This window comes from Massilia sp. BHUDP2 (assembly GCF_046236355.1).
GTDB classification, from domain to species: Bacteria; Pseudomonadota; Gammaproteobacteria; order Burkholderiales; family Burkholderiaceae_D; genus Telluria; species Telluria varians.
The window spans coordinates 762,960-776,244 of the sequence record NZ_JBJUVW010000001.1 but is presented as its reverse complement, the minus strand read 5'-3'; the positions used below and the strand labels follow the sequence as shown (position 1 = coordinate 776,244).

The 13,285-nt window shown below is 64.0% G+C and carries 14 protein-coding genes and 1 pseudogene; 5 read left to right on the top strand and 10 right to left on the bottom strand.

Annotated features, from left to right (window positions below; translation table 11 throughout):
- Positions 1–35 precede the first annotated feature (35 nt).
- The 6 genes from ACK6C6_RS03405 to ACK6C6_RS03380 all read right to left on the bottom strand — a co-directional run bounded on the left by ACK6C6_RS03405 (position 36) and on the right by ACK6C6_RS03380 (position 5,268).
- Positions 36–758 carry an ABC transporter ATP-binding protein gene (locus ACK6C6_RS03405; protein WP_209587703.1) on the bottom strand — a complete coding sequence of 241 codons (723 nt, stop codon included), beginning with the start codon at positions 756–758 and terminating at the stop codon, positions 36–38.
- A complete protein-coding gene (locus tag ACK6C6_RS03400; protein WP_409265901.1) occupies positions 755–1,528 on the bottom strand; it encodes an ABC transporter ATP-binding protein in 774 nt (257 codons plus the stop codon). The genes ACK6C6_RS03405 and ACK6C6_RS03400 overlap by 4 nt, the downstream gene beginning before the upstream one ends.
- The gene (locus ACK6C6_RS03395; RefSeq protein ID WP_409265899.1) at positions 1,525–2,736 is read right to left on the bottom strand and encodes an ABC transporter permease subunit; all 1,212 of its coding nucleotides are present in this window, start codon (positions 2,734–2,736) and stop codon (positions 1,525–1,527) included. Before ACK6C6_RS03395 ends, ACK6C6_RS03400 begins: the two co-directional genes overlap by 4 nt.
- An 18-nt stretch (positions 2,737–2,754) precedes the next feature.
- Entirely contained in the window at positions 2,755–3,684 is a 930-nt protein-coding gene (locus ACK6C6_RS03390; RefSeq protein WP_209587700.1) for a branched-chain amino acid ABC transporter permease, read from the bottom strand.
- A 179-nt stretch (positions 3,685–3,863) separates the two neighbouring features.
- Positions 3,864–4,805 carry a 4-hydroxy-3-methylbut-2-enyl diphosphate reductase gene (gene ispH / locus ACK6C6_RS03385; protein ID WP_409265896.1) on the bottom strand — a complete coding sequence of 314 codons (942 nt, stop codon included), beginning with the start codon at positions 4,803–4,805 and terminating at the stop codon, positions 3,864–3,866.
- 13 nt (positions 4,806–4,818) lie between these two features.
- On the bottom strand, positions 4,819–5,268 hold the full coding sequence (locus tag ACK6C6_RS03380) for a peptidylprolyl isomerase (protein WP_036214603.1): 450 nt from the start codon (positions 5,266–5,268) through the stop codon (positions 4,819–4,821).
- Positions 5,269–5,372: 104 nt separating this feature from the next.
- Between ACK6C6_RS03380 and radC the strand changes: the two genes are divergently transcribed.
- The 5 genes and pseudogenes from radC (at position 5,373) to ACK6C6_RS03355 (ending at position 8,606) form a co-directional block, all read left to right on the top strand.
- A complete protein-coding gene (radC, locus tag ACK6C6_RS03375) occupies positions 5,373–6,044 on the top strand; it encodes a RadC family protein (protein ID WP_209587698.1) in 672 nt (223 codons plus the stop codon).
- A 790-nt stretch (positions 6,045–6,834) separates the two neighbouring features.
- A pseudogene (locus tag ACK6C6_RS03370) lies at positions 6,835–7,074 on the top strand (JAB domain-containing protein); the annotation flags it as partial.
- A 183-nt stretch (positions 7,075–7,257) separates the two neighbouring features.
- Positions 7,258–7,494 (top strand): 50S ribosomal protein L28, encoded by a 237-nt coding sequence (rpmB, locus tag ACK6C6_RS03365; RefSeq protein ID WP_026354825.1) that lies wholly within the window; start codon positions 7,258–7,260, stop codon positions 7,492–7,494.
- A gap of 13 nt (positions 7,495–7,507) precedes the next feature.
- On the top strand, positions 7,508–7,675 hold the full coding sequence (gene rpmG, locus ACK6C6_RS03360) for a 50S ribosomal protein L33 (RefSeq protein WP_005665735.1): 168 nt from the start codon (positions 7,508–7,510) through the stop codon (positions 7,673–7,675).
- A gap of 184 nt (positions 7,676–7,859) precedes the next feature.
- On the top strand, positions 7,860–8,606 hold the full coding sequence (locus tag ACK6C6_RS03355; protein ID WP_409265895.1) for a hypothetical protein: 747 nt from the start codon (positions 7,860–7,862) through the stop codon (positions 8,604–8,606).
- A gap of 63 nt (positions 8,607–8,669) precedes the next feature.
- Here the strand turns inward: ACK6C6_RS03355 and ACK6C6_RS03350 are convergent, their stop codons facing one another.
- The 4 genes from ACK6C6_RS03350 to purN all read right to left on the bottom strand — a co-directional run bounded on the left by ACK6C6_RS03350 (position 8,670) and on the right by purN (position 13,284).
- Positions 8,670–9,884, bottom strand: coding sequence for an acyl-CoA desaturase (locus ACK6C6_RS03350; RefSeq protein ID WP_209587696.1), 1,215 nt, complete (start codon positions 9,882–9,884; stop codon positions 8,670–8,672).
- Between the two features lie 115 nt (positions 9,885–9,999).
- A complete protein-coding gene (locus ACK6C6_RS03345; protein WP_409265893.1) occupies positions 10,000–11,319 on the bottom strand; it encodes a mechanosensitive ion channel family protein in 1,320 nt (439 codons plus the stop codon).
- 9 nt (positions 11,320–11,328) lie between these two features.
- Positions 11,329–12,636, bottom strand: coding sequence for an RsmB/NOP family class I SAM-dependent RNA methyltransferase (locus ACK6C6_RS03340; RefSeq protein ID WP_409265892.1), 1,308 nt, complete (start codon positions 12,634–12,636; stop codon positions 11,329–11,331).
- Positions 12,637–12,663: 27 nt separating this feature from the next.
- Entirely contained in the window at positions 12,664–13,284 is a 621-nt protein-coding gene (gene purN / locus ACK6C6_RS03335) for a phosphoribosylglycinamide formyltransferase (RefSeq protein WP_036214583.1), read from the bottom strand.
- Position 13,285: the final 1 nt, after the last annotated feature.

Genomic DNA, 13,285 nt, shown 5'->3' with positions numbered 1-13,285 from the left:
TCCGGCTTTTTGCTTTTTGCGCTCCCGGCGGGCGTCTACTCGCCCAGGTAGGCCGCCTGCACCCGCGGATCGTTCAGCATGTCCGCCGCATTCCCGGTCATGGTCATGGTGCCCGACTCCATCACATAAGCGCGGTGCGCAGCCTGCAGCGCCAGCTTGGCGTTCTGCTCCACCAGCAGGATCGTGATGCCCTGGTTTGAGACGTCACGGATCACTTCGAAGATCTTCTCCACCATGATCGGCGACAGGCCCATCGAGGGCTCGTCCAGCAGCAGCAAGGTCGGATGGCACATCAGCGCGCGCGCCATCGCCAGCATCTGCTGCTCGCCGCCCGAGAGCGTTCCGGCCAGTTGGCTGGCGCGCTCCTTCAGGCGCGGGAACACCGCATACCATTTCTCGATGTCTGCCGCGATCCCCGCCTTGTCGTTGCGCGTGTAGGCGCCCATCATGAGGTTCTCGTGGATGCTCATGCGGGTGAACACGCCCCGCCCTTCCGGCACCATGGCCAGCTTCTGCTGGACCATGCGGAAGGACTGGGTGCCGCGCAGCGGCTGGCCGAGATAGCTGATCTCGCCTTCCACCTTGCATGGCGGGAGCGTGCCGGTGATGGCCTTCAGGGTGGTGGTCTTGCCGGCGCCGTTGGCGCCGATCAGGGTCACCAGCTCGCCCTTGTTCACGTCCAGGTCCAGGCCCTTCACGGCCTTGATGCCGCCGTAGGCGACCTTCAGGCCCTTGATTCTCAGGATGTTGTCGCTCATTCGTGTGCTCCGCCGAGATAGGCCTTGATCACGGCTTCGTTCTTCTGGATCTCGCTCGGGATCCCTTCCGCGATCTGCTTGCCGTACTCGAGTACGGTAATGCGGTCGCACAGGCCCATCATCAGCTTGACGTCGTGCTCGATCAGCAGCACGGTCTTGCCTTCGTTCTTGATCTTCACCAGGAGCTCGCGCAGGGCCAGCTTTTCGGTGGCGTTCATGCCGGCCGCCGGCTCGTCCAGCGCCAGCAGTTGCGGGTCGGTGGCGAGCGCGCGCGCGATCTCCAGGCGGCGCTGGTCGCCATAGGACAGGTACTTGGCGGTGCGGTTGGCATACTGGCCGATGCCCACGAAATCCAGCAGCTCCTGCGCGCGCCGGCGGATCGCCGCCTCCTCTTCGCGCGCCGCCTTGTGGCGGAAGATCGCGCCGAACACGCCCTGGCGGGTGCGCACGTGGCGGCCCACCATCACGTTTTCCAGCGCACTCATCTCGCCGAACAGGCGGATGTTCTGGAAGGTGCGCGCGATGCCGGCTTTCGCCACTTCATGCGGGGCCGACGGCGAATACGGCTTGCCGGCCAGCTCAAACGTGCCGCTGTCCGGCTGGTACAAACCGGTGATCACGTTGAAGAAGGTGGTCTTGCCGGCGCCGTTCGGGCCGATCAGGCCATAGATCTGGCCGCGCTCGATGCGGATGCCGACGTCGGTCAGCGCCTGCAGGCCGCCGAAGCGCTTGTTGACGCCGGCGATGCTCAAGATGGTCTGCGCGCTCATGCCTTGGCTCCCTCTTCTTCCTCGCGCGCCAGGGCGGCGTTGGGACGCTCCTCCCGGTTTGGCGAGGGCCACAGCCCGGCCGGGCGTACCAGCATGATCAGCACCAGCGCCAGGCCATACAGCAGCTGGCGCAGCACCTCGGCCTCGATCACGACGGTCCCGAACAGCGCCTGCTGCGCCGGCTCCACCACGTGGCGCAGCACTTCCGGCAGCGCCGCCAGCAGCACGCCGCCCAGCACCACGCCGGGGATATGGCCGATCCCGCCCAGCACCACCATCGCCAGCACGGCGATCGACTCGGTCAGCGAGAACGACTCCGGCGACACGAAGCCCTGGAAGGCACCGAACATGGCGCCGGCCACGCCCCCGAAACTGGCGCCCATGGCGAAGGCGAGCAGCTTGACGTTGCGGGTGTTGATGCCCATGGCCTTGGCCGCGATCTCGTCCTCGCGGATCGCCACCCATGCGCGGCCCAGGCGCGAATGCTGCAGGCGCGAGGTCACGAAGATGGTGGCGATGGTGAGGAACAGGAACAGGAAGTAATAGGCGTTCACCGAGGGCATCGAGAAGCCCCCGATGTGCACCGTGGCCTGCGAGCCCGCCTCGCCCGCCAGCGACACGCCGAACACGCGGATCGGGTCGATCATATTGATCCCCTGCGGCCCGTTGGTGAAGTTGATCGGGTCGTTCAGGTTGTTCATGAAGATGCGGATGATCTCGCCGAAGCCGAGCGTGACGATGGCGAGGTAGTCGCCGCGCAGCTTCAGGGTCGGGGCGCCCAGCAGCGCGCCGCACAGGCCCGCCACGATCGCCGCCAGCGGCACGATCGCCCATACCGACAGGTGGATGCCGTTCTGCTGGATCTCGGGGCCGAAGAAGGCTACCAGGGCTTCGCCCAGCGCCGGCGAGTAATAGATGACGGACTCCAGCAGCGCCGCGAACTGCGGCGAGGAGAACAGGCCCACCAGGTAGGCGCCTACCGCGAAGAAGGCGATGTAGCCCAGGTCGAGCAGGCCGGCGAAGCCGACCACGATGTTCAGGCCCAGCGCCAGCATGATGTAGAGCAGCGCGATGTCGATGATGCGCACCCAGGAGTTGCCGAACTGGGAAGCGACAAAGGGGAAGACCAGCATCAGGGCCAGCACGGCCGCCATGCTGGCGTAGGCCTGGCGCGGCTTGTGCCGGACGTCGAAAGTCAGGAGTGCCATGGTGTCTGTCCCTCCCCGTTACGCGCGGTCGGCCACGCGCTCGCCCATGATGCCGGACGGGCGCAGGGTCAGCACGAGGATCAGCACGACGAAGGCGAAGATGTCCTGGTAGTGGCTGCCCAGGAAGCCGCCGGTCAGGTCGCCGATGTAGCCGGCGCCGAGCGCTTCGATGATGCCCAGCAGGATGCCGCCGATCATGGCGCCGTAGATGTTGCCGATCCCGCCCAGCACGGCGGCGCAGAAGGCCTTCAGGCCCGGCAGCATGCCCATGGTGAAGGTGACCGAGGCGTAGTTGGCGCCCCACATCACCCCGGCCACCGCCGCCAGCGCGGCGCCGATGGCGAAGGTGGCGACGATCACGCGGTTCGAGTCCACGCCCATCAGGCCGGCCACCCGCGGATTCTCGGCGACGGCGCGCATCGCCCGGCCCATGCGGGTGCGCTCGACCAGCAGCACCAGGGCGACCATCGCCACGGCCGCCAGCACCAGCAACAGGATCTGGGTATGCGAAATGAGCGCGCCCATGATCTCCACCGGCTCGGGCGAGAGCAGCTGCGGGAAAGGCAGCGGGCTGCGGCCCCAGATCATCATGGCGAAGGTCTGCAGCAGGATCGACACGCCGATCGCGGTGATCAGCGGCGCCAGGCGCGGCGCATTGCGCAGGCGGCGGTAGGCGACGCGCTCGATCAGGATGTTGACCAGGATGGCCACGGGAATGGCGCCGAGGATGGCGATGGCCAGCTGCAGCCAGCCGGACAGGCCGGGGGCATGGGCGTCCAGCAGCTTGAGGATGGTGAGGCCGACCATGGCGCCGATCATCAAGACGTCGCCATGCGCGAAGTTGATCAGGTTGAGCACCCCGTAGACCATGGTGTAGCCCAGGGCGACCAGGGCATACATGCTGCCCATCACCAGGCCGTTGAGGAGTTGTTGGATGAATGTTTCCATCGTGCGCGTTCGCTTTCGTTGCGGTCAAATGAAAACGGCACTGCCGGGTATCCCCGCAGTGCCGTCCTTGGCCTGGCGTTCATGTTCCGATGGCCGTCATCATAACTTGGCAAATGGAAAACTTACACTGGAAATCAGCTCACTCCAGCAAATTTGCTCCGCCGTAAAGACGCGCCGACTCAGGCCGCCTTGGCGCCATCCAGTCCCTTCGGCAGCGGGAACACCACGTTCTCCTCGACGCCTTCGAGCGCACGCACGCTGGCCGCGCCCAGTTCCTTGAGGCGGTCGATCACGGCCTGCACCAGCACTTCCGGGGCCGAGGCGCCGGCGGTCACGCCGATGCGCTTCTTGCCGGCGATCCATTGCGGATCAATCGCATCAGCCCGGTCGACCATGTAGGCCGGCGTGCCCATCTTCTCCGCCACCTCGCGCAGGCGGTTCGAGTTGGAGCTGTTCGGGCTGCCGACCACGACCACGACTTCCACCTGCGGCGCCATGAACTTGACGGCTTCCTGGCGGTTGGTGGTGGCGTAGCAGATGTCGCCCTTCTTCGGCTCGATGATGTTCGGGAAGCGTGCCTTCAGCGCAGCGATGATCTCGGCGGTGTCGTCCACTGACAGCGTGGTCTGCGACACGTAGGCCAGCTGGTCGGGATTGTTGACCTGCAGTTTCGCCACGTCGTCGACGGTCTCGACCAGGTGCATGCCTTCCTCGGCCTGGCCCATGGTGCCTTCGACTTCCGGGTGGCCGTCGTGGCCGATCATGACGATCTCGCAGCCCTGCTTGCGCATCTTGGCCACTTCCACGTGGACCTTGGTCACCAGCGGGCAGGTGGCGTCGAAGATGGTGAGGCCGCGCGCTTCGGCCTCAAGGCGCACGGCTTTCGAGACGCCGTGGGCCGAGAACACCAGGGTATTGCCGGCCGGGACGTCCTCGAGTTCTTCGATGAAGATCGCGCCCTTGTTGCGCAGGTCTTCGACCACGTAGGCGTTGTGCACGATCTCGTGGCGCACGTAGATCGGGGCGCCGAACTGGTTCAGGGCGCGCTCGACGATCTCGATGGCGCGGTCCACGCCGGCGCAGAAGCCGCGCGGCTGGGCAAGCAGAATCTCGTTTTCCATGAAGGTTTCCTGTTTACAGAACCGAAATCAGTTTCACTTCGAATTGCAGGGCCTGGCCGGCCAGCGGGTGGTTGAAATCGAACAGCGCGGTGGTCTCGCGCATCTCCAGCAGCACGCCGGCGAAGCGGCCGCCCTTGGGTGCGTTGAATTCGATCAGTTCGCCCACCTTGTAGTCGGCATCCGGCACCGAGTTCTCTTCCAGCGTTGCCTTCGACACCGGCTGGATCAGGTCCGGGTTGCGCTCGCCGAAGGCGTCGAGCGCGCTCAGCTGGAAGGTCTGGTGCGCGCCTTCCGGCAGGCCGATCAGGCGCGATTCGAGGAAGGGTGCAAGCTGGCCCTGGCCCAGCATCAAGGTGGCCGGCGTGCCGTTGAAGGTAGTGATGAGATCAGTACCGTCGGCGGTGGCCAGCCGATAATGCAGGGTCAGGTAGGACGATTCGTTGACGACTGGAGCGTTGGACATGTTCTTTGTGGTGACAGGCAGGCCTGTTGCAGGCAAACCGCTATTGTAAGCCACGCCCGGCCTCCCTGCCCCGGCGCGCCCCTTTTTATCGCAAGGATCAGACAATGAGAATCACCGAATGGCCGGAAGAGCAACGCCCGCGTGAACGGCTGCTGCGCGGCGGCCCACAAGTGCTGTCGGACACCGAACTGCTGGCGATCTTCCTGCGCGTGGGTGTCGCGGGAAAAAGTGCGGTGGCGCTGGCGCGCGACATGCTGGATCATTTCGGCTCGCTGCACCGGCTGCTGCACGCCAGCTCCAGCGAGTTCGGCGCCCTGCACGGGCTCGGTCCGGCCAAGTACGCCCAGCTGCAGGCGGCAATCGAACTGACCCGGCGCGCCGTGGCCGAGGAATTCGAACGCCAAGGCATGTGCTCGCCGGACGCGGTGCGCGCCTGGCTGCGCCACCAGTTCGCGCTGCAGGCGCACGAATCCTTCGTCGTGCTCTTCCTGGACGTCAAGAACCGCCTGATCAACTATGAAGAGATGTTTCGCGGCACGCTGACCCATACCAGCGTGTACCCGCGCGAGGTGGTGAAGGCAGCGCTGCGCCGCAATGCCGCGGCCGTGATCCTGGCGCACAACCACCCGTCCGGGGTACCGGAGCCGAGCGAAGCCGACCTGCGCCTGACGGCCAGCCTGGTGCAGGCGCTGGCCCTGGTCGACATCCGCGTGCTCGACCACTTCGTAGTGGCGGGGACACAAGTGCACTCGTTTGCGGAGCACGGGCAGCTGTAGGAGTCGCCTCTTGCGCTAGCGATGTCGAGCAGCCAGCGCTCGCCAAAGCTTCTGCTCCACATCCGCGATCAAGCAGCACGTTCACCCAACCGAGGGTGCAGTGCCGCCTGGTACCGTCGGTTGAAGCCTGTCGCGCCTATTATCAGTATTTGACATACAAGTTCAACTTGAACTCTTGATAGCCCCTCGTACAATTTTAGTATCAGGGACTGTCAACCTATCATTACCAGCCGGTAAAAGTTAGTTGATTCCTTGATGCTGCCGAGCCTTGCTATCGAGAGGGCCGCAGGGCGCTCGTCACCAGAACGTATGAGTGTTTCCTGGAGGAGGATAACAATGAAAACGAGTAGCGCGTTGGCTGCAACAGGGTTTCTCATGATGACGCTGGCCAGTGGGACGCTTCATGCACAGAGTAGTGCAGCGTTCACCTTGGTGAACGATACGGCGTTCACGGTCTATTCCGTGTACTACTGGCCAAGCAACAGGCAGCAGCAGGGACCCGACCGCCTGGGTGACAGGACCATCGAGAGCGGGGATTCGTTTGAATTCTCACCGAACCATGGCGAGTGCCGGTACAACATACTCGTCACACTGCAAGGGGGGGAGTACGAGAGGCAGTGGAGCAACATTAATCTCTGTACATTGAGCACGTTGACGTTAGGCTATAGCCATGTGACACAAACTCTCTCGCTTAGTAGGCAATAGCCCAACATGGCAAGTTCAGGTATGACGTGTATCGCCGTCACGAGGAGCTGAGCGATCTGCAAACGACTATCCCGGAAGATACCAATCCCTCCCTCATACTGCTGTGTACCCGCGCGAAATCGCATCGGCGACGCTGCGCCGCAATGTTGCGGCCGTGATCCTGGCGCACAACCACCCGTCCGGGGTGTCGAAGCCGAGCGAGGCCGACCTGCGCCTGACGGCCAGCCTGGTGCAGGCGCTGGCCCTGGTCGACATCCGCGTGCTCGACCACGTCGTGGTGGCCGGCAGCCAGGTGCATTCCTTTGCCGAGCACGGGCAGTTGTAAATCCGCACGGCAGGCCAGCCTCGTAAACCGGTGCCAAAACAAGGCTCTAGCGAACTCATCAGCAATTGTTAAATCTATGAATCATAATAAGACACAATTGTTTTTCGCAAGTGATTGATTTGCTTTCAGTTTTCACGCTATACTCTCGTTTTTCCAAATCTGGATATTCTTAAGGAGTGCACTATGGCACGTGTCTGCCAAGTTACCGGCAAGGGAGTGATGGTTGGCAACAACGTCTCCCACGCTAACAACAAAACCAAGCGTCGTTTCCTGCCGAACCTGCAGAACCGCCGCATCTTCGTGGAATCGGAAAACCGCTGGGTCTCCCTGCGTCTGTCCAACGCCGGTCTGCGCGTGATCGACAAGCTCGGCATCGACGCCGTGCTGGCCGACATGCGTGCCCGTGGCGAAAAAGTTTAATTAGGGAGCTATCATGGCAAAAACTGGCCGCGACAAAATCAAGCTGGAATCGACCGCAGGTACCGGTCACTTCTACACCACCACCAAGAACAAGCGCACCATGCCGGCGAAGATGGAAATCACCAAATTCGACCCGAAGGCACGCAAGCACGTGATCTACAAGGAAACCAAGATCAAGTAATCGATCTTGTTTCCCCGAAAAAGCCGCCCGTTTCGACTGGCGGCTTTTTTTATTGCCGAGTCCGGCACGCACCGTCGCGAATACAACACTGCCTTGACTCGGCGCAGCGCGATCGAGTGCGAATATTGCAATATGCGCTCGGCCGTGAAAGCATGGGGTCTTGCCGACTTCACCACGAGCCAGCATGCATCCGCTGCTGAAACTGCCTGTGTTGTCCCTCCTCGCCGCCAGCCTGCTGTGCGCCCTGCCCGCGCGCGCCCAGTCGAGGGCCCCCGAGGGCGTGCCGATGGTCGAAGTCAAGGCCGCCGCCCGCATGCGCCTGCTCCCCTACCGCCCCCTGTTTTATCCGATGGCCAAGGCGGTCCAGAAAAGCCTGCTCGGGCGCGCCGCGCTGGCGGTGCAGCTGCGGCCCATCCGGGCCGGCATCCGCACCGACGACCTGGCCCTCTGGCTGGAGGGCGGCGGCGAATCGCTGCCGATGCGCGCCGACGAACACGGCCTGTACATCGTGCCAGTCGCCGACCGGATCGCGCAGGAAGATGGCGGCTTCTTGATCAACAAGCATCCGTCCGAGCTGCGCGCCAACCTGGTGCTCGTCCCGACCCTGGCGCCGGACGCCTGGACCATCGGCGAAATGCGGCGCCTGCTGCGCGACGTGCACGACACCATCGATCCGCTCGTGCCCTGGCACCACCGCTTCCTGAACTGGGCCGCCACGCGCAGGCTGGGTGTGTCGGTGTGCAGCCTGTCGCCGCGCGCCCAGGTCGAGGTTGTCGACGGCACTCGGCTGCTGGCGCGCTACCCCACCAGCGAGCCGGCCCGCAACCACGCGAATGCCCCGGTGTATTGCCACCGTTTTACCGGCAACGAGGATTTCGACCCGCGGGCGCGGCTGGTGCTGCCGGAAGATGCGCAGGTGCTGCTGATCTAGCAAATCTTGCGACGAAAAAAAAGCGGCTCCCGAAGGAGCCGCCCTTGTTGCGACACGCGCCGCTTATGCGTAGCTGCGCAGGCGCAGCGAGAAGTCCTGCAGCGCCTTGATGCCCGAGGCTTCGGCACGTGCGCACCAGTCCTGCAGTTGCTGCAGCAGCTGGTCGCGGGTCGAGTGCGAACGTTCCCAGATCGCGCCCAGTTCCACGCGCATCTGGTGCATGGTTTCCAGCGCCTTGCTGTGCTGGAACAGCTCGACCAGTTGCTGCTTCTGCGACTGCTCCAGCTTGGCCGGTTCGCGCTGCATCAGCTTGCGCGAGCTCTTCAGGAAGCGCGCTTCCAGCTCGGCCTTGTGCTTCAGGTGCTCGAATTCCTCGTGGAAAGCGTGGCGCACCGACTTGGCATACTTGGCCATCACGTCATAGCGGTTGGCGATCACCGACTGCAGGGTGTCGAGGTCGGCCACCATCTTGTCCTTGGCGAATTTCGGCGCCGGCGCGACCTTCTTCACCTTGGCCAGGCCCAGGGTTTCCAGGATGCGGATATAGCCCCAGCCCAGGTCGAACTCATACCACTTGCTCGACAGCTTGGCCGAGGTGGCGAAGGTGTGGTGGTTGTTGTGCAGTTCCTCGCCACCGATCAGGATGCCCAGAGGGAAGATGTTGGTCGCCGCATCGCTGCAATCGTAGTTGCGGTAGCCCCAGTAGTGGCCGATGCCGTTGATGATGCCGGCCGCGGTGATCGGGATCCACATCATCTGGACCGCCCACACCGACATGCCGATGACGCCGAACAGCGCAAGGTTAATGAACAGCATCAGCACCACGCCCATGGCGCTGTGCTTGGTGTACAGGTTGCGCTCGATCCAGTCGTCCGGGGTGCCATGGCCATACTTCTCCATGGTTTCCTTGACCTTGCTTTCAGCACGGTACAGCTCGGCGCCTTCGAACAGCACCTTGCGGATGCCGCGGGTCTGCGGGCTGTGCGGATCTTCCTCGGTATCGCACTTGGCGTGGTGCTTGCGGTGGATCGAGGCCCACTCCTTGGTCACCTGGCCGGTGGTCAGCCACAGCCAGAAGCGGAAGAAATGGCTCGGGATCGGGTGCAGGTCGAGGGCCCGGTGCGCCTGGTGGCGGTGCAGGTAGATCGTCACGGCGGCGATCGTGATGTGCGTCAGCACCAGCGTGGCAATGACGACCTGCCATGCGGTGAAGTCGAGCAGGCCGGTCGACAGGAAGGTCAGCACGGCTTGCACGGGTTCGCTACTCAAGAAATTCATTCAGTCTCCATGGATATCGCGTCGACACGCCGACAGTCGCGGCGCTCGCAACCCGACATTTTACGCGGTTCCAGTGACCCACGGCACGCTTTAAAGCCCTCGTGCATGCCTTATTTCAAGGTGCAGTCGGGGTTCGCGCCACAACTGATGTAATGTGAGCATCGAGCAGGCGCGTATCCATGGACGGATGGCCAAGTTTGATCTCGCCTGTCTGTACAAGCGCATAGATCTTCCTGTTCACGTCCGAGATCGGCCCGCCCTGCCCGTTCTCCGGATCGCCCAGCCAGAAACCGACTTCGAGCTCGTAACCGTCTTGCGCGAAGGCATTGAGCAACACATTCGGGGCCGGCTGCTCCAGCACGCGGGGCACGCCACGCGGCAGCGATTCCAGCAGCGGCATGAGCGTCGACAGATCGCTGTCGTAGGACACGGTGATCTTGGTCACCGCGCGCACGTTGCGGTTGGTCGAGGACTGGTTCAGCACCACACCGGTGATCAGCATCTCGTTCGGCAACAGGGTCTGGGTGCCGTCGGCGCCGCGCAGCACGGTGTAGCGGGTATTGATACGCGCCACCTTTCCCGAGTATTTATCCAGCGTGATGGGATCGCCGATCGTCAGACTACGTTCCAGCAAGATGATGAAGCCGGACACATAGTTACTGGCAATGCGCTGCATGCCGAGACCGAGACCGACGCCGAGCGCGCCGCCGAATACCGACAGCACGGTCAGGTCCAGGCCTGCCAGCGACAGGCTGAACAGCACGGCCACGAGGATCAGCACCGCCCGGCTCATGCGCGCCAGCACGACCTTGATCGAGCTGTGCATGCGTTCCACATGCATCAGGCGCTCTTCCAGCGCAGCGCCGGCCCACAGCGCCAGCATCATCAGCACCACGATCGAGACCGTCCCCTCGACCAGGTCGGCCAGGGAGAGCCTGTGCTTGCCGATCGGCAGTTCGGTCTTGTCGAAGTAGGCGATCACATCCGGCAGCACGCCGACGATGTGCAGGGCCACGCCGAGCCAGACCACCAGCGCGAAGATTTTCTCGAAAGTCTGCAGCGCTTCGCCCAGCTGGCCGCGGCGCGCGAACACCCGGCGCAGCAGGTAGAAGAAGGTGCGGATCACCGCGAACGAGGACGCCAGCGGCACCGCGATGTCGAGCAGGTGCACGCTCTGGTAGTGCGCCATGACGGCGCGCGTGGTCACCAGGAGGCCCAGGATCAAGAGCGGCGGCAGCACGCGGCTGAAACTGGCCATGCCCAGGCCGATCAGGCCCTGGTGCTGGTCCTGGTGGCTCGCCAGCCAGGAACGGTGCATCAGCCGCGCCAGGCCCCAGCCGCCCCCGACACACAGGACGATGGCAAGCGCCTGCCACAGGATGGCAGGCTGTCGGATATCGCCGAGCAGGTCGGCCAGCAGTTGCTGGAGCGGCATGTGTCGGCGTTATTCCTCGGCTTGGGCGACTTCCGACTCGTCGGCCGGCGCCGCCTTGACCTTGGCCTTGCGCTCGAGCACGGCGGCGAAGAAGCCGTCGGTCTGGTGCTTGTGCGGCAGCATCTTGAGGTACTGGTCCATTTCGAGCGGAATCTTCTGCTCGGCCAGCACCTTGTTCATCGGCACCAGTTCAAAGTCCGGATGGGTAGCCAGGAACTGCTCGACGATCACGTCGTTCTCTTCGTTCAGCAGGCTGCAGGTGGCGTACACCAGGCGGCCGCCGTTCTTGACCAGGCGCGCGGCGCCGTCCAGGATCGAGGCCTGCTTTTCCTGCATCTCGGCCACGGCTTCCGGGCGCTGGCGCCACTTGACGTCCGGGTTGCGGCGCAAGGTGCCCAGGCCGGAGCACGGCGCGTCGACCAGCACGCGGTCGATCTTGCCGGCCAGGCGCTTGATCTTGGCGTCGCGCTCGTGCGCGATCAGCTGCGGGTGCACGTTCGACAGCCCGCTGCGCGCCATGCGCGGCTTCAGCTTGGCCAGGCGCTTCTCCGAGACGTCGAAGGCGTACAGGCGGCCGGTATTGCGCATGGTCGCGCCCAGGGCCAGGGTCTTGCCGCCGGCGCCGGCGCAGAAGTCCACCACCATCTCGCCGCGGCGCGCGCCGACGATCTGGGCCAGCACCTGGCTGCCCTCGTCCTGCACCTCGATTGCGCCTTCTTTGAACAGCGGCAGGTTCTGCAGCGCCGGCTTCTTCAGGACGCGCAGGCCGAGCGGCGCGTAAGGCATCGGCTCGGCGGCGATCGGGGCCTTGGCCAGTTCGGCGATGACCTCGTCGCGGTTGGCCTTGATCGAGTTCACGCGCAGGTCGAGCGGCGCCGGGGTGTTCAGCACGGCGGCCAGTTCCAGGGCTTCGGCTTCGCCGAACTGCGCCACCAGCTTGTCGTACAGCCAGGCCGGCATGTTGGCCTGCATCTGCGGCGGCAGCAGCGAACGGTCGACTTCCTTGACGCGGGTCAGCAGATGGGTTTCGTCCTCGCTCAGGCCGCCCAGCGCGTCGATGCCCACGGTTTCGGCCAGGCCCAGCAGGGCCAGCTTGCGCATCGAGGGCGTGTTGCCGGCGCCGGCGAAGTCGGTATAGAAGGATTTGTTGCGCAGGACGGCATACACCGCCTCGGCGATGACGCCGCGCTCGCGGCCGCCGAAACGCGGATGGTCCTTGAAGTAGCGCGACAGGGTGACGTCGGCGGGCGACATAAAGCGCAGGATCTCGCGCAATACCTCTTCGGTATTGCCGATGATCGCTGGAGGCAATCTCATGGTGTTCCTTCGTTAGATTCTGGTGGTTTAGGCGAGTGCGCCGTCCTTGATGCGCACGTCGCCGTTTTCTTCAATACTGAGCCTGTCTTCGACGAAGAGGCGCACCGCATACGGGTAGAGCTTGTGTTCTTCGACGAGGAGACGGGCAGACAGCGTGTCCTCGGTATCGTCGGGCAGCACGGGAATGCGCGCCTGCGCCACGATCGGACCGTGATCGAGCTCGGCCGTCACGAAATGGACGGTCGCGCCGTGTTCCTTGTCGCCGGCATCGATCGCCTGCTGGTGCGTCCCCAGGCCAGGGTACAGCGGCAGCAGCGACGGGTGGATGTTCAGCATGCGGCCGGCGTAGTGCTCGACGAAAGGCGCCGTCAGGATGCGCATGAAACCGGCGAGCACGACCAGGTCGGGAGCGAAGCGGTCGATCGTTTCCTGCAGCGCCGCATCGAACTCGGCGCGGCTGGCGTATTCCTTGTTGGCCACGACCGCGGTCGGAATGCCGCGCGCCTGCGCGTATTCCAAGCCCTTGGCTTCCGGCTTGTTGCTGATGACGGCAGCAATCCGTGCCGGCCAGCCTTCGCTTTCCATGGCGCGCACGATCGCTTCCATGTTGCTGCCACGGCCGGAAATCAGGATGACGATATTTTTCATA

Excerpts from the sequence above, each read along its gene's own strand:
- ACK6C6_RS03340 (WP_409265892.1), bottom strand. The coding sequence starts at position 12,636 with ATGAGATTGCCTCCAGCGATCATCGGCAATACCGAAGAGGTATTGCGC.
- ACK6C6_RS03355 (WP_409265895.1), top strand. The coding sequence starts at position 7,860 with ATGCATCCGCTGCTGAAACTGCCTGTGTTGTCCCTCCTCGCCGCCAGC.
- ACK6C6_RS03350 (WP_209587696.1), bottom strand. The coding sequence starts at position 9,884 with ATGAATTTCTTGAGTAGCGAACCCGTGCAAGCCGTGCTGACCTTCCTG.
- ACK6C6_RS03380 (WP_036214603.1), bottom strand. The coding sequence starts at position 5,268 with ATGTCCAACGCTCCAGTCGTCAACGAATCGTCCTACCTGACCCTGCAT.
- ACK6C6_RS03400 (WP_409265901.1), bottom strand. The coding sequence starts at position 1,528 with ATGAGCGCGCAGACCATCTTGAGCATCGCCGGCGTCAACAAGCGCTTC.
- ispH (WP_409265896.1), bottom strand. The coding sequence starts at position 4,805 with ATGGAAAACGAGATTCTGCTTGCCCAGCCGCGCGGCTTCTGCGCCGGC.
- ACK6C6_RS03345 (WP_409265893.1), bottom strand. The coding sequence starts at position 11,319 with ATGCCGCTCCAGCAACTGCTGGCCGACCTGCTCGGCGATATCCGACAG.
- radC (WP_209587698.1), top strand. The coding sequence starts at position 5,373 with ATGAGAATCACCGAATGGCCGGAAGAGCAACGCCCGCGTGAACGGCTG.
- rpmB (WP_026354825.1), top strand. The coding sequence starts at position 7,258 with ATGGCACGTGTCTGCCAAGTTACCGGCAAGGGAGTGATGGTTGGCAAC.
- rpmG (WP_005665735.1), top strand. The coding sequence starts at position 7,508 with ATGGCAAAAACTGGCCGCGACAAAATCAAGCTGGAATCGACCGCAGGT.
- purN (WP_036214583.1), bottom strand. The coding sequence starts at position 13,284 with ATGAAAAATATCGTCATCCTGATTTCCGGCCGTGGCAGCAACATGGAA.
- ACK6C6_RS03405 (WP_209587703.1), bottom strand. The coding sequence starts at position 758 with ATGAGCGACAACATCCTGAGAATCAAGGGCCTGAAGGTCGCCTACGGC.
- ACK6C6_RS03390 (WP_209587700.1), bottom strand. The coding sequence starts at position 3,684 with ATGGAAACATTCATCCAACAACTCCTCAACGGCCTGGTGATGGGCAGC.
- ACK6C6_RS03395 (WP_409265899.1), bottom strand. The coding sequence starts at position 2,736 with ATGGCACTCCTGACTTTCGACGTCCGGCACAAGCCGCGCCAGGCCTAC.